The organism is Runella sp. SP2, assembly GCF_003711225.1.
GTDB lineage: Bacteria > Bacteroidota > Bacteroidia > Cytophagales > Spirosomataceae > Runella.
In genome coordinates this window covers 4,370,487-4,392,252 of sequence record NZ_CP031030.1, presented here as the reverse complement: position 1 = coordinate 4,392,252, position 21,766 = coordinate 4,370,487, and the positions used below count along the sequence as shown (strand labels likewise).

Below are 21,766 nucleotides of genomic sequence, written 5' to 3'. Positions count from 1 at the left end.
AGATTTCCTTGAAAATTCTTTAAAAAGTTAAATTTATTCATGGAATTTTCAATGATTTTTTGTGTGAAATAATACCTACCTTTGTAGCGTTTTTTTTGAGTATTTTTACTGTTCCAACTAATTGACTACCCACTATTTAAACGCCTTATCATAAGCTATTTCTATGATCATTGTCACTGGGGCTGCAGGCTTTATCGGAAGCTGTCTTATCAGCAAGCTAAACGAGGAAAATTTCAATTTTATCATCGCAGTTGATGATTTCTCGAAAATTGAAAAAGCACCAAATTTAGAAGGGAAAAAAATTCAAGAACGAGTAGAGCGCTCTGCTTTTTTTGAATGGTTAGACCAAAATTACTACGAAGTAGAGTTCATTTTCCACATCGGTGCCCGCACAGATACAACGGAGTTTAATCGTGACGTTTTGGAGGAGCTTAACGTTCGCTACTCACAGCAGATTTGGCAAAAATGTATTGATTATCAAATTCCGTTGGTGTATGCGTCTTCGGCCGCTACCTATGGTTTAGGTGAGTTAGGCTATGACGACAACGAATCGCAAATCCCGCAGTTGAAGCCGCTCAATCCTTACGGGGAATCCAAAAACGACTTTGACATTTGGGCGTTGCAACAAGAAAAGAAACCGTTTTTCTGGGCAGGTTTGAAATTTTTCAACGTGTATGGCCCCAACGAATATCACAAAGGGCGGATGGCATCGGTGATTTTCCACGCCTACAACCAAGTAAAAGCCTCGGGAAAAATGCGCCTCTTCCGCTCACACCATCCCGATTTTAAAGATGGCGAGCAAATGCGTGATTTTGTTTATGTAAAAGACTTACTGGAAGTATGTTCGTTTTTGATGCACCACCGTCGCAACTCAGGTATCTATAATCTTGGAAGTGGCAAGGCACGTACGTTTAAAGATTTGGCCATCAATACATTTACGTCGATGGGGTTAGAGCCAAACATCGACTTTGTGGATACACCAGCCGACATTCGCGACAAGTACCAGTACTTTACCCAAGCTAATATGAACAAATTGCGTTCGATTGGCTATACCAAACCTTTTCATACGTTGGAGGAAGGTGTGAAGGATTACGTTCAAAACTATTTGTCGAAAGAAGCATACTATTAACCTTGAGGCAGGCTGTTTATCTCCCGCCTAAGCAAAAACCCCGACCACACTGGTCGGGGTTTTGTCTTTTATGGCTTTGTAAGAGGAAAAAAAAGCGATAGAACGGCTGTTAGAGCAATTCAACAAGGTCTTCTAATTTGTTGATGATAGTGCAATTGGCGCCCACTTCAATGTCTTGCCCGACTACTTGGTAGCCAGTAAGTAATATTTGAGCTTTGGGGAACTGCTGACAAAGTTTGTTGACGTATGTCTGAACTTCGTCGTAGGCAGGTACGGAGGTGATGCTTGCAAAGACATAGTCGGGTTGATGGACATCATAGGCAAAAACGAGTTCATTAAACGGCAGTGTTTGTCCCAAATAAACAACCCGATGGTGATGCGCCCGAATGACGTAGCTGGTAAACAACAAACTAATTTCGTGCAACTCGCCTTCTGGTAAAAACAGTAAAAACTTCTTAGAATTGGGATGGTATTTTATGACTTGACCATCAATGGCAACAATGACTTTTTGTCGAATCAGGTTGCTCATAAAATGCTCTTGGGCGGGACCAATAGAGCCTGCGAGCCATAGCGTACCGATGCGGGTCAAGAAAGGATAAATGATATTGAGCATGGTATTTTCAAAACCATTCTGAAGAAAATTGGTGCTAATAATTTTTTCAAAACGATCTTCGTCCAAGTCAATCATCGCAATTGTCAGGGCGTGAATTTGGTCTGGATAGTTCAGTTTTTGATCGGAAATAGCCATAACTTCATGGCTAATTTCGTCCAAAGAAAATTTTGCAATGTCCGAAATTTTGTACCCGTGGTCTTTTAGCAAAGAAATATTGAGGACCAATTTTAAATCTTGGTCGTCATACATCCGAATATTGGTGTCAGTACGCTTTGGCTGAATAATGTTATAGCGTTGCTCCCAAATGCGAATTGTATGTGCCTTAATGCCAGAAAGTTGTTCTAAATCTCGTATGGAATAGTTACTCATTTGGCTTTCACTTTAAATGTATCAAGCTTTTGGGTTTTACTGTATTAGCTTTTTGCAAAGCCAACGGAATCGCTCTTATGGTGGTAACTTTTTGTTTCCGAAAATGTTTTGGCTTCTCTTTATCTAAATAAATAAAGTAGGATGTTGAGTCCCCAAAAAAACGAGCATTGAGCAAGGACGTACATGAATGCCACTGGATTTTCTTTGCGAAAATTAGCACGTTCAAAATACCAAAGTAAGCCTGCTGAAATAATGAACCAAGCGACGTAGTTTTGGAGAGGAATTGTGTTGTTTTCCCAACTCCAAAAGTCATACGTAATAGCGACGGGTTCAATCAAGAAGTCAAGAAAAACGACGCAGAAAGCAATGACAATTATTCTGATGGGGGAGCTAACTTTCCAGTCCACCATAAGAATACCCGCCGAATAAATAAGTGCGAGCCAGTTAAGACCAATGGTCAATGGAACACCAATGACTTTCCAGCCTAGTGTTTCACCGTACTGATAATGTCCAAAAATAAGTCCTGTGTGGACGCCCAGTGCTTCTACGCCAAATCCAATGAGATAGGTAACGATGCAATAAATCACAAAAGAACGGTTCCAGTCTTGGTGAAAAATCATCATGATGAACAATGAAGTTACCAAGTGAAAAGGAACGAGTGATTTGAAGAACTCCTCGGATTCAGTAAGGAACAAACCTGCCAATCCAGTAAGGTGCATAGCAGGTAGTATGATCCAGCAGGTGTATTCAAAAGTGGACGAGGCGCGTAAAGATGAGAAAAATGCTTTCATAAGTAGTACTTATCTAACAAAAACTCGGGGAAAAGGTTTTTTGAATCGATAAACACAAAAAATCCCAACGCTTTGCATTGGGATTTTTTTAGGGAGGAAGATGGGGTTCGAACCCACGGCCTTCGGAACCACAATCCGACGCTCTAACCAACTGAGCTACAACCTCCGTGTTTTGGGAGTGCAAAGATAAGCACACCTTTTTAAATTTTCCAAGCCTTAGCGCATTTTTTTCGTAGATTTGCAACATAATTTTGTAAACTATTTTAAATCATGACGCTGAAGAAACGCATAGACGAGGACATCAAGCAGGCCATGCGCGACAAAAACCAAGATACACTCCGCGCATTACGTGCCATTAAGTCGTTGATTCTCTTGGAAGAAACGAAAGAAGGAGCAAGTGGAGACTTGAGCGCCGACGATGAACTGAAGCTGTTGACCAAAGCCGCCAAACAACGTCGTGATTCGGCTTCAATTTATGAACAACAAAATCGTCCCGATTTGTTGGAAAAGGAAGTAGCCGAAATCGCGGTCATTGAAAAATATTTACCAAAACAACTTTCAGAGGAAGAAGTAAAGGCCAAACTCGTGGAGATTATCGAGCGGGTAGGGGCAAAATCGCCTGCTGAAATAGGTAAAATAATGGGTGTTGCCATGAAAGAATTGGCAGGCCAAACCGACGGTAAAGTGGTGCAAACACTGGCGAAAAGCTTGCTTGTGGGATGAACACCCTAGATTTGCTCATTATTATCCCACTCGCTTGGGGAGCATTTAATGGCTATCGCAAAGGGCTACTCGTCGAAGTTGTCGGGGTAGCAGCCTTTGTGATAGCCATGATTGTGGGTTTTAAATTTCTTCGTTTTGGTACCGATTTGCTGGCACCATATCTGACGGTAGAGCTTACGCGTAAGTTTTTGCCGTTTATTGGCTTTTCAGTCATTTTCTTCCCGACCATTTTCATGGTCAACCGTATTGGGTATTCTTTACGCTCTATGCTTCGTTATACCATCTTAGGCACGCTCGACAACCTAGCAGGGGCTGCTGTTGGTATATTTACGTGGGTGTTTGGTATCAGTGTTTTCTTTTGGTTGCTTAGTACGATTGGGGTAGCCATGCCGCCCAAATACCGCAACGAAAGTTTTTTATACGAATATACCGTTCCCATTGCGCCCAAAATTATCAGTGTCATCTCTGATTGGATACCCGTAGGTGGAAATCTCATTCGTGAGTGGGGAAGAGGAGAGTAGAGAGAAGGCCGAGTTTCATCTCTCATCACTCCTTTATCGAACCCGCTGAATACTTTCGGATAAAACTTCATAAATGCCTTGCCACGCAGGATAGCGTTCGAGGTAGTCGAGGTGCGTTTCGATGGTTTGGTGGTCGCCACGGCGTGCTGGTCCCGTTTGGACGAGCGCAGGGTCAGGGCTTTGAAGGGCCTTGCGGAGTGTTTCGCGGATGAGCGGTTTGAGTAAGTCAAATTCAAGGTGCTCGGCATCCAAAATTCGTTTGGAGATGGCTAATAAATGATTGCTGAAATTGCAGGCAAAAACCGCCCCAATGTGCATCAAACGCCGTTCTTCGGAGGTCATAAGATAAACAACATTACTGATACTTTGGGCCAATTGAATCAGCATTTTTTCCGTAACTGCGTCCGACGACTCAATGCAGAATGGTACATCGACTAGCGATAGTTCGATGTCTTTGCTGAAAGTTTGGAGGGGGTACAAAACGCCCGTTTTGGCAGGAATGTCGCTGTAAATGTCAATAAGTTGTTGAAATTCTGTCAGTGATTTGGTGCCTGAAGTATGAACCACCGTACAATTTTCGGGAAGTACCAAGCGCGAAACTACGTCGGTGAGTGCATCGTCAGTAACGGTCAAAATGAGCAACTCGGCAGAACTTTCTGCAAAGTCAAGGTCGGGGGCAATGTGGGTGTCGTATAGTTTATTGACAAGCCGACGAGCGTTTCGGGCATCGCGACTGTATATTTCGACAATATGGTGGCCTGCGTTTTCGAGGGCTTGTGCTAGGTGCCAAGCCACGTTTCCTGCTCCTACAAAAGAAATGCGCATAGTTTGGACAAGTCAGATTGAGGGTCAAATATAAAAAAATAACCCGTCGGCTGATGAGCACGACGGGCGATGAAAGCGGGCTAGTTGAACGTTTGGTAATAAAAAATTGCGTTGGTGGCCTAGAGGGCTTTTTTCCCAAACTGATACATGACCTTAAATCGAATACCTAAGTTGCGGTTTTCGGTGAGGTACGACGGTTTTTGTAAATAAGGGGCAATATAAGTTTCTGCTTGGACGACAAGGTGTCTCCATTGCTTTTCAACACCCGCCGCCGCAATAAGGTCGTTTGAGAGCGTAGGTTTAAGCACAAAATCTCCCCGTTTTTGTGTCAATTCTCCGTTACGTTCGCGGGTGTAAAAACTAAATGATTGACAAGCGGATAAATTAAAGTTGGTTCCTCCCGATAATAAAAAGGCAAACCCGTCATTCATTGGCCAACGATACGTCAAACTCACGGGTAGCTGCCACAAAGTAGCACTGGTTGAGATATTGAACGCTTGAGGTGGCGCCATTGGCGGTTGAATGGATCCTTTTTTGTTCCAATCTTTGAAATCGCTTTTCGTTTTTTCCTTAAAAATATCTTCAGTAAAGTATTGTGGGCCTACGATAAAAGCACGCGCTACACCCACGTTTATACTCCAAAACTTGCCCAAAAGCAAGCTTGTGTTGGCCGTATAGGTGGTTGAGCCGTTACTAATATTTAAGCCAGCACCCATTCTGAATTTCATGTTTTTAAACGAAATTGAAGGGGGAGGAGGAGCGGCTGCTGAAGCCGCAGTGGTAGCCGCCGAAGTAGAGGTTGCTGGATTGGAAGGGTTTGATAACTTCGTATAGGCATACCGCTTTACTTTGGCTTCTGCGGGAGGGATACCCGCTAATTCTTCGATTTCGGTATGGGGTTCTAGCAAGGCGATGGCTCCCGACTCGCTTTCTGAAAGCGCACTTTCAGGGCGTATTTCATTGGACTCTCCAGAAAGAACTTTAGACGTTTGGTATGTGTCTGTATTTGAGCTGTTTTTACGGGTTGATTGTTGCGAAACCAACGCGCTGTTTTTTGAAGAAACCGACTCGCGAGAGGTAATTTGGCTGCGGTTGCCACGATTGGCGTTTGCTTCGCTTTTACGGCTAGGGCGAGGAGAATTGAGATCTGGTTTGGGTTCTACTCCATTCTCTCGTTGGAGCACATCCTCTTTCTCAATTCCTTTTTTGTTGATAACATCGCTTTCAACTTCGTCCGACACGTCGCTAACAGCATCCACTTGTTTGGGCGTACGTTCAAATGCGTTGCTGATTCGTTCGTTAGGACTTTGACGAATAATCTTGCCAACATTTTTGAGGCGTTCGGCCACGGTGGGCTCTTGGCCTATTGTTTCGTCAGGACTTTCGTCGTTTAAAGAAGGTACAGATGAATCATAGGTATTAAGTTTAGAAGATTTTACTTCGATGTATTTGGTAATATAAACAGTATCTACGCGGGTAGTCACTCGAACGGGAGCGTCTTTTTGCTTGGCAATAGTTGCTTTAAGCTCGACTACTTCGTGGTCCAGTTTTTTGTTGGTTCGATACTGATAGACATTGGCAAATACCATCATGGCAGCCGCTACACTAGCAGCCGTGTACCATGCAGTGCGCGCACTAAAGCGTTGGAAAAAGGGCTGTGAAGTATGGGCTGCTTGGTAAGCGGCAAACTTCGACCAGTCGTCTTCTTGAAAACTGGGCTGAATCCCTTCCAACTTTTGGCGTATAGCTTCGTCAAATTTATCGGGTTTCATTGTTGTTGGTAGCGTGTTTTCACACTTAGTTTATTGTTTTTGGGCTGAAAATCGCCGTTCAATTCAGTAATTTGGGGTACTCACTTAAACTTCTGTTCTACTTTCCCCTCGTTAAAAAGCGGGTACGATTGCTTGATTAACTCTTGCAAACGGGTACGGGCTCGTGAAAAATGCGAGCGTACGGTGGCTTCATTAAAATTGAGTACATCTGCAATCTCGCGAAGCTGGTAGCCGTCCACCACGTGCATCGTAAAGACAGTACGATAAATCGGTTTCAACTGTTGCACCAAAGCCAAAATCTCCTCGGCAGATATTTGGTCAATGACTGATTCATCGTTTGATGGCTCGTGAATATTATCTAGCCCAATCTCGCCATGAAATTTTTGATGCTTTCGGTAATAGCTAATCGCGGTGTTGACCACAATCGTTCGCAACCAAGCCTTGAAAGGCTGGGTGAGGTCGTAGCGGTCGATGTGCTGGAAAACTTTTAAGAAACTTTCGTTCAAAATTTCTTCAGCTTCTTCCATCGACGACGAATACCGCAAGCTGATTCCCTTGGCATAACCGAAAAATTGCTGAAAAAGCACCCTCTGCGCGCGGCTATCGTTGCTCCTGCACGCTTGGATGACTCCTTCAAGGTCATCTTCGGTAAAGTTGGTTTTTTTTCGAAAAAACAAGGTAGTAACGGATTTGGATGGTTGTTAGCGGCTTCAATATCTGCCTGATATATACACGCCTGTACGCTACTTTGCGGCCTAGTGTTGCAACAAATTACACTTTTTTTTTCTTAAAAAAATTTAAAACTTTTTTGCCACGCCCTGCAAAAACCCTACGTAATGGCTACTGAAATCAATTTCCAACTATCAATTTTTCAACTTAACAAAAACAAACCATGAAAAAGACATTGTTTTTTGTGTTCGCGTTAGTAGGGCTATTTTTGGTGAGCTGCAACCGTGAAGACATCAACGCCAATTCGACAACGGAAGATTTGACAGAAGTAGTGCAGCTTTCGGCAGCTCGTGCTGCGGCCACAACCGACACTGTAACCAAACAAAAGTGTAAAGGTAAACTAACCGAAATCGAAGAAGCAGATTTGCCAGCAGCTGTAAGTTCTTACATTACCACAAACTACGCGGGAGCGGAAATTCAGTTTGCGGGAAAAGACGCAGCAGGACAAATTGTGGTAGGGTTGAAACTCGCTGACGGAACGCACACTGGCGTACTTTTTAACGCAGATGGTACTTTCAACAAAGTGCTTGAAAAGTATGGTAAAAAAGCCAAGTTGACAAGTGTTGAAATTGCCAGTCTGCCAGCGGCTATTACAACGTACATTACGTCGAACTACGCCACCTATACTGCCGTGAAAGCAGGAACAAATGACGCAGGGGATTTCTTTGTTGTGGTTGAACTTACATCGGGCACCGACGAAGAGAAAAAAGCATCTCGTAAAGTAGTACAGTTTACGGCAGCGGGAGTGTTTACGCAAGAAACTACACCTCCAGCGCACCCACAACGCGGTAAAAAAGGAAAAAAAGGCCGCTAGTTTAGCTCTTTCGCAACCCAAGCCACAGGCTTGGGTTGTTTTTCTTAATAATGTCTAGTTAGAAGTACATACACTATTACACACCTAAAGTTTATGAAAACAATTTCAAACCTCTTCTTAGGAAGCGTTTTTGCGCTATTGAGTGCTGTTATGTTGTTCAGTTGTTCTAAAACAACCGTCGAACCTGAGCCCGCCGATCAAGTGATTGGTTCGTACAACGGCACTACCTACACTGAGTCAATCAATGGTGTAGCCCAGAGCATTGACCTCACCAATGCAAGCATCAAAGAAAATATAACGATTGAGATGTCAGTGGCCAAAAAATCGGCCAACATCATCAATATTGTCTTGAAAATTTCGCAACGCGATAGCACAGGAACCATGCAATCTTATACCGAAACCTACGATACCATTGAGCTCAAAGCCCTGGGCAACGGGTCATTTGATATGTTATCGGTGGGTGAAACTATTGGACAGATTGGCAATGGAGCCATAAAACTCCAAGAAACTTATACTGATACCGATGCCACAACGGGGGTTTCTGCCCAAGTGACAGTGACCATCGCAGCTGCGAAGGCGCTTTAAACCGTCGTCAGATTTTGACGATACATCTACACATAGAAAATTAATGCCACACAACGACGGCAGGAAACGTACTCGAAGGTAATAAACTACCGAACGACGTTACCGCCGTCGTTTTTGGCTTGTCTAACTATAATCCATACTTTATGAAACAATTACTACTCGTTCTTCTTTTGCTGGGGACGTTTGCTGGATGGGCGCAGGGGCCTGCGGAGGCAGAGCTTGTTATCAAAGACGAATTTTATAACAACAAGCCGCTGCTGTTTGTGTTGACTGATTTGAAGAAAAAGTACAACGTGAGGGTCGATTACGACGAAGAATTAGTAAAAAAGTACCGGGTGTCGTATTGGTTTGATAATACCAAATTTCTTGAAGGCTTGAAAGGCGTGCTGCGAGACACCAAAGAGCTTACATTCTACATTACGGAGGCCAATACGGTTAAAATTGTTCCCAAAAACTCCCCCGAACTTCCTAAAGAAGCCCGCAAAGAATTTGACACGCGCTACCGTGGCGTGCCTACCCGCGCGGATTTTACGCTCGTGGGGCGCATTGTAGAAAAAGGAACATCCGAAAACATGCCCTTTGCGTCGGTGGCGGTGCTGGGGACAAAAATCGGAGCTCAAACCAACGTGGATGGGTATTTTACGTTGCTGAAAGTTCCTTCTGATACCGTAACGCTGCTGGTGAGCTACGTAGGTTACAAAAACGCGACGGTGTTTCTATCTCCCAAAACAATCCTCGACAATTTCATTATTGAGATTGAACCTGGTGAACAAGAGCTCGAAGAAGTAATGGTGATGGGGGAAAAAACGGAGGTGTTGAAAGCCAATGAGATTGTGGGAATGATTAAAATGACGCCCAAAAACTTGGCCAAACTCCCCAACATTGGCGAACGTGACCCCTTTCGGGCGTTTCAATTGATGCCTGGGGTTAGTGCTTCCAACGAGTCGTCGTCGGGTTTGTACGTGCGCGGCGGCACGCCCGACCAAACATTGGTGCTGTACGACGGCTTCACGGTCTATCACGTCGATCACCTTTTTGGCTTTTTCTCGGCTTTCAACTACAACGCCCTCAAAGATATTCAGCTTTACAAAGGTGGTTTTGATGCCAAGTTTGGGGGGCGGATTTCAGCCGTAGCGGAAATTACGGGGAAGGAAGGAAATAAAAATAAAATCAACGCAGGCGCTGACTTGAGCCTGCTGAGTGCCAATGCCTACCTTGAAACGCCGTTGGGGAAAAAATTGACGCTTTTGGTGGCAGGGCGGCGCTCGTACAAAGGGCCGCTGTACGAAAAAATCTTTAATACGTTTACCTCCGAACGCCAAACGACGGTAGCCCAAACGGGATTCGGACGCCCTCCTGGCGGCCCAGGTGGTCGTTTTGGGAATAATGCCCTTCAAAACCAAACGGCGCAATCGTATTTCTATGATTTAAACGCAAAACTGACGTGGAACCTTTCTAGAAAGGACATCTTGACGTGGAGTTTGTACAACGGAACGGATAAGATGGATAACTCGTCGGCGTCGTCGTTTAATTTTGGTCGCGGTGGTGACTTGGGGGCTTCCACTTCTTCCAATGACATTTCGGCTTGGGGGAATTTGGGAAGTAGCTTTAAATGTTCGCGGCGCTGGAACGATAAATTGTACAGCAACATGCTCGTAAGTTATTCTAACTTTTACAGTAACCGCGACAACACCCGCACCGTCGTAAGTACGATTCCTGCGACGGATACTTCGGTGGCGATTACGCGCAGACAAAATATTGGCCAAGTTGAAACCAATGATTTGAAGGATTTTACGGCAAAAATAGACTTTGAATACAAACTGACGCCGCATAATCAATTGGAGTTTGGAATCCACTCGACGGCCAATACCATTGATTATCAATACATCCAAAACGATACAGTCAATGTATTGAGTAAAAGCGACCGCGGCCTCATCACAGCGTTTTATTTGCAAGACCAAATTCGGTTGTTTAATACCAAGTTGTTGTTGAAACCGGGTCTTCGCATCAATCATTTTGACGTTACGAATAAACTGTACTTTGAGCCTCGCCTTAGTGCTACGTATGCTGTGTCGGACAAAGTAAAGCTCAAAATGGCGACGGGGCGTTATTTTCAGTTTGCCAAACAAATCAACCGTGAAGATTTGACGCAAGGTAACCGTAGTTACTGGTTACTGGCCAACGGCGGAACGCTTCCCGTCACGCAGTCGGATCACCTCATTGTGGGAGGAAGTTATGAATACAAACAGTACTTGGTGGATGTGGAGTTTTACCAAAAAAATAACACAGGGATCACCGAATACACCCTGCGGTTTGTGCCCCAAATTCGCCAAGGGTTGAGCGTTCAGGAAACGTTTTTTAACGGAAATGAAGTGGTACGCGGCGTGGATGTGTTAGTGCAACGTAAGTTTGGAGATTTCAACGGTTGGATAGGTTATACGCTGTCGGAAGCGCTTCGAAACGTGTCGGCGTTTTCTGATTTGCCTTATCATTCTGACCAAGATGTGCGTCATCAATTTAAGTTTATTGGGGCATATCGTTGGAAAAATATTGATTTCTCCCTGACTCAAATATTCTCGACAGGCCGCCCTTATACATCCATTGTGGGGGCTTACCAAGTTAAGTTGTTGGATGGCTCAATACGTAGTTTTACAATGCCGTCGGATAAAAATGCGACTCGTTTCTCGCCTTACAATCGTCTCGATATTTCGGCGACCTACAATGCGCGTTGGGGAAGCATCGGGCTTTCGGTATTTAACCTTTACAACCGCAAAAATGTGTGGTACAAACGTTTTGAAGTCATTACCGAAAACGGTGAAAGTGTGCTTCAAACCACTAATGTCAATTATTTGGGATTCACGCCAAACGTCACTTTCTCGTGGAAACTCCGCTAGAAGGCGAGATGAGACTGTGTTTTTTGTAAACCTCAATATGAATTTTTCGATGAACCACATAGCAACTTTTTGCCAAAAATTTCAACAAACGGCCCTCATAGGCTTGCTCTTAGGAGTTTTTATTCTAGCGTCTTGTACCGACACGAACCAAGTGGTTTTTTCTAATCAAAAACCCGTAGTAGAAGCTTTCCTTGCGCCAGGGAAACCCGTAAGTTTAAAATTGACAACGGTGACTTCCTACGCTGCTTCGAGTGATGATGCTGATTCGGTTTCAAGACCTATCACGGGGCAAACGATTAAAATCCACGCAAGCGATGGAAAAATTTTTACCTTAAAAGAAGTCAGCGAAGGCGTTTATGAGTCGGCCGCGACGGAATTGGTGACTTTTGGCTTGACTTACACCTTAGATTTTGAATATAAAGGATTGCCTGTTTCAGCAATTACCAGCATTCCGACACGCCCTACGGGTTTCGCCTTGAGCCGAAACGTAATTTATCGAACCCAAATCGACCTTAGTAGCGGTACGACGGGTGGTTTTCGACCACCTTCGGGGGAAGACCGTAGCCCAATTGAGGCAACGTGGGACAATCCTACCAGCGATTATCATTTTGTGGCGTTTATCAACACCGAAACAAACCCAACGCCTATTACAATTTTGCCCGCCGAAACTACCCAAAGCCCGTTTGCTCGTCGCTTCAACAACGAACCAACGATGGCAAGTTCGAGTAGCATTATGCCGCAGACATTTCAGTATTTTGGCAAGCATTACGCGGTTTTGTATCGGTTGAATGCTGATTATGCAGCGCTCTACAAATCAACAGGAACAACGACTCAAAATATCAGTACACCTCCAACGTCCATTACCAATGGTCTGGGTGTCTTTACGGGCGTAAATGCCGATACGTTGATTGTCAATGTATATCAGTTGTAGTCCGTGTAGGAGGTTGCTCACAACCTCCTTGCTTCGCGTGTCTTACAACCTTCACAGTTTAATTTTTGAGCGAAAACTCAGGTTGTGAGCAACCTGAGACACAAGAAGGGAGGTTGTGAGCAACCTCCCTCACTTCACACTAATCGTGTTTTTCCTTTTGAAATACTTGAGCGCTGTAAATGCTTGAGTGCCCCGAAAAAAGGTAAGCGATGACACTCGATAGGGCAACAAAAACGCCACATTCGGTGCCAAAAAGCTCCATCCCCATTAGTGTACATGCAATGGGTGTATTGGTCGCACCTGCGAAGACAGAAACGAAACCCATCCCTGCCAGCAATGCCATCGGCAACGGAACAAAAGCCGAAAGCGCATTGCCCAAGGTGGCTCCAATAAAAAAAAGAGGAGTAACTTCACCGCCCTTAAAACCTGCACCGAGGGTGAAGGTGGTCAACAAAAGTTTGAGTACAAAATCGTAAGAAGCAAGCGGTTCAGTAAAAGATGCGACAATGGTTGGAACCCCCAAACCAATGTGCCGAGTTGTGCCCAAAAGCCAAATACAAACCGCCAATACCGCCCCCCCAACCACGGGCCGAAGTGGGGGATAGGCAATGGTTCGTTTGAAAAAATCTCCCCAAAAGTGTACGATTTTAGAAAAAGAAAGCGATGTTAGCCCAAATAAAATACCCGCAAAAATGGCCCAAAGTAGCGTATCTGCATGAATAGGGGGCACGCTGGGGATGCTATAATGCGTATGAGCTACTTGCCATGCGTGGCAGGTGTAGTCGGCGACCAGTGCCGTGAGAAGGCTAGGCAAAAGCGCTTCGTAGCGCATACGCCCCACAATCAGGACTTCGAGGGCAAAAACACTGCCCGCCAGCGGTGTTCCAAATACCGAGGCAAAACCCGCACTGATTCCAATGATCAGTAAAATACGGCGGTCATCGTCTGAAAATCGGAAGAGTTTGGTAAACTGGTCGGCAATAGCTCCCCCCATTTGAACGGCTGTACCCTCGCGACCCGCCGAGCCGCCAAACAAGTGCGTAACTAGTGTACCAAAAAGCACAAGCGGAGCCATTTTGAGCGGAACAATCTGGGACGGACTGTGAAACTCTTCGATGAGTTGGTTGTTGCCTTTTAGTACATCTTGCCCAAAATAATAATAAGCCCCGCCCACGATAAAACCACCCACGGGCAAAAACCAGATAATCCAAGGATGGGCTTCTCGCCACTCGGTGACCCAATTGAGCGATACTAAAAAAAAGGCTGAAGCCGAACCCGCCAAAACTCCCACGATAAGTGCCATTGCCAACCATTTGAGCACAAAAAGAAAAGTAGCGCTGGGGAAGATGACGGATTTGTTATTTTTCATGTTTTAATAGCGTATTTTGCCCTGAAAAGTACTAAAAAGTGAACTATTACCCTAGAAAATTAGTATGCAACAGGTAGAGGGCTTGTTGTGAAAGATAAGTTGTGTAATTTTGAACATGAATTCTATCCTTGATTTTTTCCAATACCTCCTTAACTCCGAGGAACTTATCCGTACGGGAGGGCTAGTGCTCATAACGCTTATTATTTTTGCCGAAAATGGGCTGTTTTTTGCGTTTTTTCTGCCAGGCGATTACCTCGTTTTTTTGGCAGGCGTATTTTGTGCGCTCAAAATCCTCGACGTTCCCATCTTTTTGTTACTGATGTGCCTGTTTTTAGCAGCTATTGTGGGTTCTTTGACGGGCTACCTAACTGGACGTTTTTTTGGGGATCGCATACAAAATCGACCTGATTCGCTGTTCTTTAAGAAGCAACACATCGATACTACCCGTAAGTATTTCGATAAGTACGGAAGTCGTACCTTGGTGATTAGCCGATTTTTGCCCGTGGTGCGCACTTTTGCGCCTATTTTGGCAGGATTGGTTCGGATGAACATTGGCGGCTTTATGGTGTTTAATGTGTTGGGAGCAGGATTATGGATTTTTGGATTGACGGGTGGAGGTTATTATTTCGGGGAAAAATTTCCGTGGATCATAGATTACGTACATTATATCATCTTTTTCTTTTTAGGAATTACGACGTTTACAGTCGTAAAGGGGTATTTTAACGCTAAAAAAGAAATTGCTGACGAATAAATTGCCAATATCAAAATAGCTAGTCGTTATTATGTTCGTTTTTCACATCGGTTTTTTGAACGTTGAGTGGGTTGACGTCTTGGATATTGCCTTGGTAGCTTTCCTTTTGTATCAGATATATTACTTGGTGCGGGGAAGTTTGGCGAGTAGGGTATTTTTAGGGTATTTGTTGATTTACCTTTTTTATTTGGTCGTCAGGGCCATTGGATTAGAATTGCTCACCAAAATCTTGGAGTATTTCATGGGGGTGGGTGCAGTAGCTCTTATTGTTATTTTCCAACAAGAAATTCGTCGTTTTTTGTTGTTTGTCGGAAAATCAACAGCTTTTGCCAATAACCGTCTCATCGGACGTTTTTTTCGTCAACCAACTTCGGCCGATAAAATCAACGAAATCAAGCCCATCATAGAGGCGGTTCGGGCACTGGCGGCTGAGTTTACGGGGGGATTGTTAGTACTCAAGAAAAACGATGAACTCGATAAATACATCCAAACGGGCGAAGAGGTGGACAGTGTATTGTCAAAACGCCTTTTTCTATCGCTCTTTAATCAATACAGCCCCATGAACGACGGGGGCGTCATCGTAGCCGATGGGCGCATCAAAGCCGCTCGTTGTATTTTACCCGTTTCGGATAGCGATGATTTCGGAAATTTGGGCTTCCGTCACCGCGCGGCACTTGGCATGAGCGAAGTAACCGACGCGGCGGTGATTGTCGTTTCGGAAGAAACAGGACGTATTTCGTTGGCCATAGAAGGCCAATTTCTCAGCAATATATCGGCTTCAGAAGTCGAAGAACGCCTCAAAAAGTACTTGTTTGAAGTAGGCAGAAAATAAACGAAGTCGTTTTTAGTCTTCGTTTTTTAATAAGTACTTCCGACGGACATCATTGAGCAGAAACTTCTTTTGGGCAGTAAAACTCTCAGGGTGAATTTGAGAGAACAGTTGCTCCCATTCCTGAAAACGCTCCGCTTCTTGTTGGCTAAAGGTTTTTATGTCAATTTTTTTGGTGACAAGGTATTCTTCAAAAGTCATGGCAAAAAAGTTTGAGAATGAACCACTACTAGACTAAATCAAATCGGGTAAGGACGTCGTTGAAGTCGCTGTGCATTTGCTGAAAACGGGCAAATACACTTTTTAGGAAAACTTCGTCCGCAAAAACTTCTCTCAGGGCGGCTTCATCCCCCAAAAAGTCCATTTGATTTATTTTATACATTTGTTCGTAAGGCCCAGCTTCAATCTTGACGATGTATTTTTCATTCCAAGTATAGAGCGAAATTTTGTACGAATCAGTCGTGGCGATGTCTCCAACGTAGCGCATAATTGTGTCTTAATTTTGGGAATTTACTCACACGCCTCTTTGCGACGCGTATCAATGATGCTGAGGATTTTCCAGCCAGCGGGTGTTTTTATTAATTGAAACGCATTGACACCACAGTGGCTAAAATTGCCTTTGTAATAAAATTTGTAGGGAGTCCAAGCAGTAGCCAAGTCACCATCAATACGGATTTGCATTCCCGAGAGGCGTTCGTCGAGGTCACCAGGCGTAGCTTTGCCAATGCTTTTTAGAAACCCGTCAAATGAATCAGACTTAACACTGATGTCGCCTGATTGGGCTTTGACAATTGATTCGAGGCGGGCGTTGGCAAGCAGCGTTTGGTGTACCATGGCCGAGTCACTTTTTTTCATTCCTTCAAAAAGTTGTTGGATAGGCACTTTCACAGCTGCTTCTTCGGTTTGCGAAAAGCCAATAAATGATGCAGTGAGAAAAAAGCAGAGGAGAAAAAATGGTTTCATTGGTTTAGTAGTAGGTTGATGGAAATAAAAGAAGCGACGCTTGTTCAAGCGTCGCTTCAAATTTATAACAAATCCCGCAGAAATTATTTCGCTGCTACAACTGTATCAGCAGGAGTGGCCGCAGGAGCAGTAGTTTCTGGAGTAGCACCACCAAACAATTTTTCACGGATGGCGTTGGTACGTTGCTCCAATTCTGGTTTTGCCGTATATTTAATCTTGGTTTGACGAGCCGCCGAATCGGGATGAACGCCGTAAACGTATTCATCTCCAGCACGCAAATCCGTCTGTTCGATGGTATTGTTCTTTTGATACTTACAAGAGGCTAAAGAAACCGTCAACAACAAAGCACTTATTTTCAAAAAGTTACGTTTCATCTTCAAGATTCGTTTATCAAATTTGTACAAAAATAGAGGTCAAATTTGAAAATGCCAACGTTTCTACATTTGTTTTGCAAAAAAAATGCCCTTATTGCCTTCTTAAATTTATCTATTTTCACATTGTCAAATTAACGGATGTCCTCACAATTAGATAAACTAACTCCCCGCGAAATAGTCGCCGAACTAGACAAATACATTATTGGGCAGCACGATGCAAAGCGTAATGTCGCCATTGCTCTCCGAAACCGCTGGCGTCGGATGAACAGCACACCCGAGATGCAAAAAGAAATTATTCCTAATAATATTTTGATGATTGGGGCGACGGGGGTCGGGAAAACTGAAATAGCTCGTCGCTTGGCCAAAATCGCCGATGCACCGTTTGTAAAAGTCGAAGCATCGAAGTTTACGGAAGTAGGATACGTCGGTCGCGACGTCGAAAGTATGGTGCGCGACTTGGTAGAACAAGCCGTAAATATGGTAAAGACGGCCAAAAAAGAAGAAGTAAAACAAAAGGCGCAGGACATCGTAGAAGAGATTATTTTGGATGTACTGATTCCGCCAATGTATCCCAATAACCCTCCTAAGAACAATAGCCGCCCAAGCGTAGGTTTTGAGATTACGGATGATACCGACGCCGTTAATCCTCCTCCGCCTGTTTCGTCCATGCCTGACCACGAACTCAACGAGCGCACACGCGTACGTTTTCGCGATAAGCTACGGGCGGGTGAACTCGAAAATCGGAAAATCGAGATTGATATGCAGTCTTCGTCGGCTCCTAATATTGGCGTTATGGGTGGGCCTATCGACGATATGTCGATGATGAATTTGCAAGAAATGCTCGGTAACATGATGCCCAAGCGTAATAAAAAACGTAAAATGAGCATTGCCGATGCCCGCAAGATACTGTTGGAAGAAGAAGCAGCCAAGCTCATTGACATGGATGAAGTCAAAGAAGAAGCGCTGTTGAAGGCTGAAAATTTAGGAATTATTTTTATTGACGAGATTGACAAAATCGCCAATTCCAACGGCAAAGGCGGAGGGCCTGACGTAAGCCGCGAGGGGGTTCAGCGCGATTTGCTCCCGATTGTCGAAGGCTCAACGGTCAATACCAAGCATGGCCCAATCAAAACCGATCATATCTTGTTCGTAGCAGCGGGAGCTTTTCACGTGTCTAAACCTTCGGATTTGATTCCCGAACTACAGGGACGTTTCCCGATTCGGGTCGAATTGCAAAGCTTGACGGAAAACGATTTCTACCGTATTTTAAAAGAGCCGCGCAATTCCCTCACGCGCCAATATTTTGCGTTGATGGAAGCCGAAGGTGTTGAATTGACGTTCCAAGATGACGCATTGTTAGAGTTGGCCAAATTGGCGTTTACCATCAATTCTGAAGTAGAAAACATTGGTGCGCGTCGTCTTCAGACGGTGATGAGTACTTTGCTCAATGACTTCATGTTTGACATTCCTGATGTTATCGGGCCCAATGCCCACGTGATTGTGACCAAAGAACTGGTGCAGGAGCGTTTGGCAGGGCTGGTCAAAAACCGCGATTTGAGTCAGTATATATTGTAATGCTCAACAGCAAACCTCCCGAATGTTCGCCTGCGTAGAGTACAAACATTCGGGAGGTTAGTTAACGAATAACAATTTGCCCTTCTAATTTCGCCAATAAGCCATCTCGGTATTGCATTCCAATCGGAATCTGAGTGTGTGAATGAAACGACAACATATTGCCGCTGATGCTTTTGATTTTTGGCAAACTGGCAATATACGATTTGTGTACCCGCACAAAGATGCTTTCTGGTAGGCTTTCCTCCATTTTTTTCATGGTTAGGTACGTCACGATAAAACGGTCGCGGAGGTAAATTTTAACATAGTCCTTCATCGCTTCCACGTACTGAATTTCATCAAATAGGACTTTGACCAAAGTCCCATCTTCTTTGACAAAAATCCCGTTGTCTTCCCCGCGAAGCGTTGGGGGAGTTTTGGCTTCGGTTTCCAGTGGCGGTTCTTGTAGTTCGTGGCGACGTTTTTCGAGGATTTCTTTGGCCTCTCGCCGCTCTTTTACTTTTTGGATGGCCCTTAGAAAACGCTCAAAGGCGATGGGTTTGAGCAGATAATCAGTAACATCCAGTTCAAAACCATCGTGAGCATACTGGTGAAAGGCCGTTGTCATAATCACTTGTGGCCGATATGACAGAGATTTGAGAAACTCCAAGCCTGAGATTTGGGGCATTTCAATATCGCAAAAAATCAAGTCGATGGAATGTTGCGATAGAAGCTCATAGGCTTCAAAGGCGTTGCTTGCCTTGCCTGCAAGCTCTAAAAAAGGAAGCCGTTTGACAAACGTCTCAATGATTTCCTGAGCGATCGGCTCGTCTTCAACAATAATGCAACGGAGGTTTTTCATAGCTCAAGTTTTAAATCAACTTTATACATTCCTTCATTTTCGATTACCTTCAATCGATGCTTGTTGGGGTACAAGAATGCCAATCTTTTTTGCACATTTTCGATACCCGAATGCTGGCAGTCGGGAACGTAGTCCGACTCAATTTTTAGCTCTAACACCGCATCTTGCGTTTTTATATCTACCTCGCAGTTGGATTTTATACATTTAAAGGCTTTTTCTAAAAGGGGAAAAATCAGTAATGGACTAATCGCTAGGTGGTCGAGGATATGGGTTTTGAGCCGAAAATTGACGTTTGCGTGATCAGCTAGCCGCGTTTCTTGCAAGTCAATGTAATTAATCATAAAATCCAATTCCTTCTGAAGCGCTACTTTCTCGACATCCGTTTCATAAAGGGTATAGCGAATCATATTTGAAAGCTTGAGTGTCATTTGTTCGGCCTTTTTTGGGTCGGTATTAACCACATTTTTGATGTTTTCGAGCGATTCATTGATAAATTGAGGATTAATCTGCGATTTAAGGAGCTTTATCTCCAAGTCCATCTTATTCTTATTCAGCGTATTGTTTTTGCGTTGTTCTAAGGCCAAGTCTATCATTATTTTTAAGGAAATGGGCAACCAACGGGATGCTTGTATCAAAAATATAATAGGGTTGAGTAAAAAATTGGACAAGCGCTGCATTAGCCCTCCTCCGTCGATATTGATCATTTTTTGATAGTCTTGGTTGAACGTTCCAAAATCGAGGTGGCTTAGCGCAATTTGCCAGATGATTTCGTTGACGACCGTTTTGACTAAATGTCCCACCACATATACTAAAAACAAATAAATGACATACTTATAGTGCACAAACAGCCGACGCACACAGTACAACGCCAATCGGTACGTGATGTAAAAAACAATGATGTTTCCGAACGACCAAAATAAGGCACCCGACGTGAACATATTGGTGGTAGAGCCGACGTAAATGGTATTATTAAAAAACCAAAAAAGCCAAAACAGAAGCTCAAAAATGCCTACTCGTTTATCATAAAGGTAATCTAAGGTGGACTTCATAGCTGTTGGGGTTATCGAGGATTTGGAGCGAATGGTCGGGGTAAAGAAGCGATAGACGGCGTTTGATATTGACCAAGCCGATTCCACCTACTTTCGTTTTCGATACTTTTAAATCGGGTTTTGAATTGTGGATATCGAAATGCAACTGATTGTTTTTCAGGAAAATGTGGATGTCGATTTGGGCGTGTTTGAGGTTGTCGCTTAGGCCATGTTTGAAGGCGTTTTCGACAAAAGGCAACAAAACCCGAGGAGCAATGAAATGGTTGTTAATGGTGTTTTCGTCCACCTTAAAATCAATATGAACGTTTTGGTCGTGCCTAATTTTTTCGAGGCTGATGTAGTTTTTGAGGTAATTGATTTCTGAAAGTAGCGGTACGTTATTGCCTTTGGAATCATCAAAAGATTCTTTTAAAAGGCTTTGTAGTTGGCTGATGGCGGTGGTTGTGGTGGGCTTTTGATTGAGAATGAGCCCGTAGATATTGTTGAGCGAATTGAATAAAAAGTGAGGATTAAGCTGACTTTGTAAAAACCGAGATTCGAGGTCGTGGTTAAGGTCATTGAGGTGTTTTTGCTTGATGATATTTTCAATAAAGTATTTGACGGATTTTACGAAAATAATGAGTCCAAAATGAGACTTGAATTCAAAAAATATGACAAACGCAAACGATATGCTTCGAAAGTGTCCCCACAAACCGTATTGGTTGTAGATGTCGAGAAAGGCAAGGAAAGGGTTGTCTTCCCTAGATGCTGAATAACTCACAACGGTATTGTTGCTGTAAACTTCTTGAAGAAACGCGTGAGTGAAATAGCTAAAGACCGTAAAGTACCAGAAAGCAATGGGCGAAAAAAAATGCCAATAGCGTTCTGTGACGAAGTAGGTAGGAAATAAATAATAAAAAATGGCGTAGGCAGCGGCTAAATTGGTGAGCCAGTACACATAAAAGTGGACGCCGTATTTTAAGTCTTCAACGAAAAACTCGTTGGCAAGAAATGTATAGCTCAAGTAAATGTAACACAGATGCGCCAAAATACGCAGCCAAAGCCTAGAATTATAGAAATTTAGGGTTTTTTCAACGACATCAAATATTTGTAGGTTCGGTTGGTCGAGGCGATTCATACGTTCGTCTAAAAATTTGGGCAAATTTCGTCAAAGTGTATTAGTTTCTACCAACATGTGCCTGTGTTGCTATTTGTGTCTGAGGTTGTGAGCAACCGCCTGCACCAGTCGTATTTGGGTCGGTTAGGAGTAACCTCCCGCACGTGTCGGCGGTCATGTGCCTGCGGTTGCTCACAACCGCAGGAAATCGTCGTAGTTGGGTTTG

At 43.9% G+C, this 21,766-nt stretch carries 23 protein-coding genes and 1 tRNA gene; 10 read left to right on the top strand and 14 right to left on the bottom strand.

Annotated elements, in window-relative coordinates:
• Nucleotides 1-163 precede the first annotated feature (163 nt).
• Entirely contained in the window at nucleotides 164-1,129 is a 966-nt protein-coding gene (gene rfaD, locus DTQ70_RS17550; RefSeq protein WP_122932011.1) for an ADP-glyceromanno-heptose 6-epimerase, read from the top strand.
• Nucleotides 1,130-1,238: 109 nt separating this feature from the next.
• Here the strand turns inward: rfaD and DTQ70_RS17545 are convergent, their stop codons facing one another.
• The 3 genes from DTQ70_RS17545 to DTQ70_RS17535 form a co-directional block, all read right to left on the bottom strand.
• Nucleotides 1,239-2,111, bottom strand: coding sequence for a MerR family transcriptional regulator (locus tag DTQ70_RS17545; protein WP_122932010.1), 873 nt, complete (start codon nucleotides 2,109-2,111; stop codon nucleotides 1,239-1,241).
• A 119-nt stretch (nucleotides 2,112-2,230) separates the two neighbouring features.
• Complete coding sequence (locus DTQ70_RS17540) at nucleotides 2,231-2,902, bottom strand: carotenoid biosynthesis protein (protein WP_122932009.1); 672 nt, start codon at nucleotides 2,900-2,902, stop codon at nucleotides 2,231-2,233.
• 91 nt (nucleotides 2,903-2,993) lie between these two features.
• Nucleotides 2,994-3,069: transfer RNA gene (locus DTQ70_RS17535), tRNA-His, on the bottom strand.
• Nucleotides 3,070-3,172: 103 nt separating this feature from the next.
• On the opposite strand from DTQ70_RS17535, the gene DTQ70_RS17530 reads away from it, so the two are divergent.
• Nucleotides 3,173-3,625, top strand: a complete 453-nt coding sequence (locus DTQ70_RS17530; protein ID WP_028527069.1) for a GatB/YqeY domain-containing protein — start codon at nucleotides 3,173-3,175, stop codon at nucleotides 3,623-3,625.
• Entirely contained in the window at nucleotides 3,622-4,146 is a 525-nt protein-coding gene (locus tag DTQ70_RS17525) for a CvpA family protein (RefSeq protein WP_028527070.1), read from the top strand. Before DTQ70_RS17530 ends, DTQ70_RS17525 begins: the two co-directional genes overlap by 4 nt.
• A 33-nt stretch (nucleotides 4,147-4,179) precedes the next feature.
• Here DTQ70_RS17525 and DTQ70_RS17520 read toward each other — a convergent pair whose 3' ends face one another.
• From DTQ70_RS17520 to DTQ70_RS17510, 3 genes are all read right to left on the bottom strand, one after another.
• Nucleotides 4,180-4,971 (bottom strand): Rossmann-like and DUF2520 domain-containing protein, encoded by a 792-nt coding sequence (locus DTQ70_RS17520; protein WP_122932008.1) that lies wholly within the window; start codon nucleotides 4,969-4,971, stop codon nucleotides 4,180-4,182.
• A gap of 119 nt (nucleotides 4,972-5,090) precedes the next feature.
• Nucleotides 5,091-6,743, bottom strand: coding sequence for a hypothetical protein (locus DTQ70_RS17515; protein WP_122932007.1), 1,653 nt, complete (start codon nucleotides 6,741-6,743; stop codon nucleotides 5,091-5,093).
• An 80-nt stretch (nucleotides 6,744-6,823) separates the two neighbouring features.
• Entirely contained in the window at nucleotides 6,824-7,420 is a 597-nt protein-coding gene (locus DTQ70_RS17510) for an RNA polymerase sigma factor (protein ID WP_122932006.1), read from the bottom strand.
• A gap of 215 nt (nucleotides 7,421-7,635) precedes the next feature.
• On the opposite strand from DTQ70_RS17510, the gene DTQ70_RS17505 reads away from it, so the two are divergent.
• The 4 genes from DTQ70_RS17505 to DTQ70_RS17490 all read left to right on the top strand — a co-directional run bounded on the left by DTQ70_RS17505 (nucleotide 7,636) and on the right by DTQ70_RS17490 (nucleotide 12,696).
• Entirely contained in the window at nucleotides 7,636-8,286 is a 651-nt protein-coding gene (locus DTQ70_RS17505; RefSeq protein ID WP_122932005.1) for a PepSY-like domain-containing protein, read from the top strand.
• Nucleotides 8,287-8,379: 93 nt separating this feature from the next.
• Nucleotides 8,380-8,871 carry a hypothetical protein gene (locus DTQ70_RS17500; protein WP_164490088.1) on the top strand — a complete coding sequence of 164 codons (492 nt, stop codon included), beginning with the start codon at nucleotides 8,380-8,382 and terminating at the stop codon, nucleotides 8,869-8,871.
• Nucleotides 8,872-9,014: 143 nt separating this feature from the next.
• The gene (locus tag DTQ70_RS17495; RefSeq protein WP_122932003.1) at nucleotides 9,015-11,765 is read left to right on the top strand and encodes a carboxypeptidase-like regulatory domain-containing protein; all 2,751 of its coding nucleotides are present in this window, start codon (nucleotides 9,015-9,017) and stop codon (nucleotides 11,763-11,765) included.
• 49 nt (nucleotides 11,766-11,814) lie between these two features.
• Nucleotides 11,815-12,696, top strand: a complete 882-nt coding sequence (locus DTQ70_RS17490; RefSeq protein WP_164490087.1) for a DUF4249 family protein — start codon at nucleotides 11,815-11,817, stop codon at nucleotides 12,694-12,696.
• 139 nt (nucleotides 12,697-12,835) lie between these two features.
• On the opposite strand, the gene DTQ70_RS17485 is transcribed toward DTQ70_RS17490, so the two are convergent.
• Nucleotides 12,836-14,065, bottom strand: coding sequence for a voltage-gated chloride channel family protein (locus DTQ70_RS17485; protein WP_122932001.1), 1,230 nt, complete (start codon nucleotides 14,063-14,065; stop codon nucleotides 12,836-12,838).
• Nucleotides 14,066-14,180: 115 nt separating this feature from the next.
• Here DTQ70_RS17485 and DTQ70_RS17480 point away from each other — a divergent pair, with 115 nt between their 5' ends.
• Complete coding sequence (locus tag DTQ70_RS17480; RefSeq protein WP_122932000.1) at nucleotides 14,181-14,816, top strand: DedA family protein; 636 nt, start codon at nucleotides 14,181-14,183, stop codon at nucleotides 14,814-14,816.
• A gap of 31 nt (nucleotides 14,817-14,847) precedes the next feature.
• Nucleotides 14,848-15,648: a diadenylate cyclase CdaA gene (gene cdaA, locus DTQ70_RS17475; protein ID WP_028527079.1), complete on the top strand. Its 801-nt coding sequence runs from the start codon at nucleotides 14,848-14,850 to the stop codon at nucleotides 15,646-15,648.
• A 12-nt stretch (nucleotides 15,649-15,660) separates the two neighbouring features.
• Here cdaA and DTQ70_RS17470 read toward each other — a convergent pair whose 3' ends face one another.
• From DTQ70_RS17470 to DTQ70_RS17455, 4 genes are all read right to left on the bottom strand, one after another.
• Complete coding sequence (locus tag DTQ70_RS17470) at nucleotides 15,661-15,846, bottom strand: hypothetical protein (protein WP_122931999.1); 186 nt, start codon at nucleotides 15,844-15,846, stop codon at nucleotides 15,661-15,663.
• Between the two features lie 28 nt (nucleotides 15,847-15,874).
• Nucleotides 15,875-16,132 (bottom strand): hypothetical protein, encoded by a 258-nt coding sequence (locus tag DTQ70_RS17465; RefSeq protein ID WP_122931998.1) that lies wholly within the window; start codon nucleotides 16,130-16,132, stop codon nucleotides 15,875-15,877.
• A 23-nt stretch (nucleotides 16,133-16,155) separates the two neighbouring features.
• Complete coding sequence (locus tag DTQ70_RS17460) at nucleotides 16,156-16,608, bottom strand: hypothetical protein (RefSeq protein WP_122931997.1); 453 nt, start codon at nucleotides 16,606-16,608, stop codon at nucleotides 16,156-16,158.
• 83 nt (nucleotides 16,609-16,691) lie between these two features.
• Nucleotides 16,692-16,982 carry a hypothetical protein gene (locus DTQ70_RS17455; protein WP_122931996.1) on the bottom strand — a complete coding sequence of 97 codons (291 nt, stop codon included), beginning with the start codon at nucleotides 16,980-16,982 and terminating at the stop codon, nucleotides 16,692-16,694.
• Between the two features lie 138 nt (nucleotides 16,983-17,120).
• Here DTQ70_RS17455 and hslU point away from each other — a divergent pair, with 138 nt between their 5' ends.
• Nucleotides 17,121-18,557 carry an ATP-dependent protease ATPase subunit HslU gene (gene hslU / locus DTQ70_RS17450; protein ID WP_122931995.1) on the top strand — a complete coding sequence of 479 codons (1,437 nt, stop codon included), beginning with the start codon at nucleotides 17,121-17,123 and terminating at the stop codon, nucleotides 18,555-18,557.
• Nucleotides 18,558-18,618: 61 nt separating this feature from the next.
• Here the strand turns inward: hslU and DTQ70_RS17445 are convergent, their stop codons facing one another.
• From DTQ70_RS17445 to DTQ70_RS17435, 3 genes are read right to left on the bottom strand one after another with little or no spacing between them, the layout of a single operon-like run.
• Entirely contained in the window at nucleotides 18,619-19,395 is a 777-nt protein-coding gene (locus tag DTQ70_RS17445; protein WP_122931994.1) for a LytTR family DNA-binding domain-containing protein, read from the bottom strand.
• Nucleotides 19,392-20,444, bottom strand: coding sequence for a sensor histidine kinase (locus DTQ70_RS17440; RefSeq protein WP_122931993.1), 1,053 nt, complete (start codon nucleotides 20,442-20,444; stop codon nucleotides 19,392-19,394). The genes DTQ70_RS17445 and DTQ70_RS17440 overlap by 4 nt, the downstream gene beginning before the upstream one ends.
• Nucleotides 20,416-21,561 (bottom strand): sensor histidine kinase, encoded by a 1,146-nt coding sequence (locus tag DTQ70_RS17435; RefSeq protein ID WP_122931992.1) that lies wholly within the window; start codon nucleotides 21,559-21,561, stop codon nucleotides 20,416-20,418. Before DTQ70_RS17435 ends, DTQ70_RS17440 begins: the two co-directional genes overlap by 29 nt.
• Nucleotides 21,562-21,766 lie beyond the last annotated feature (205 nt).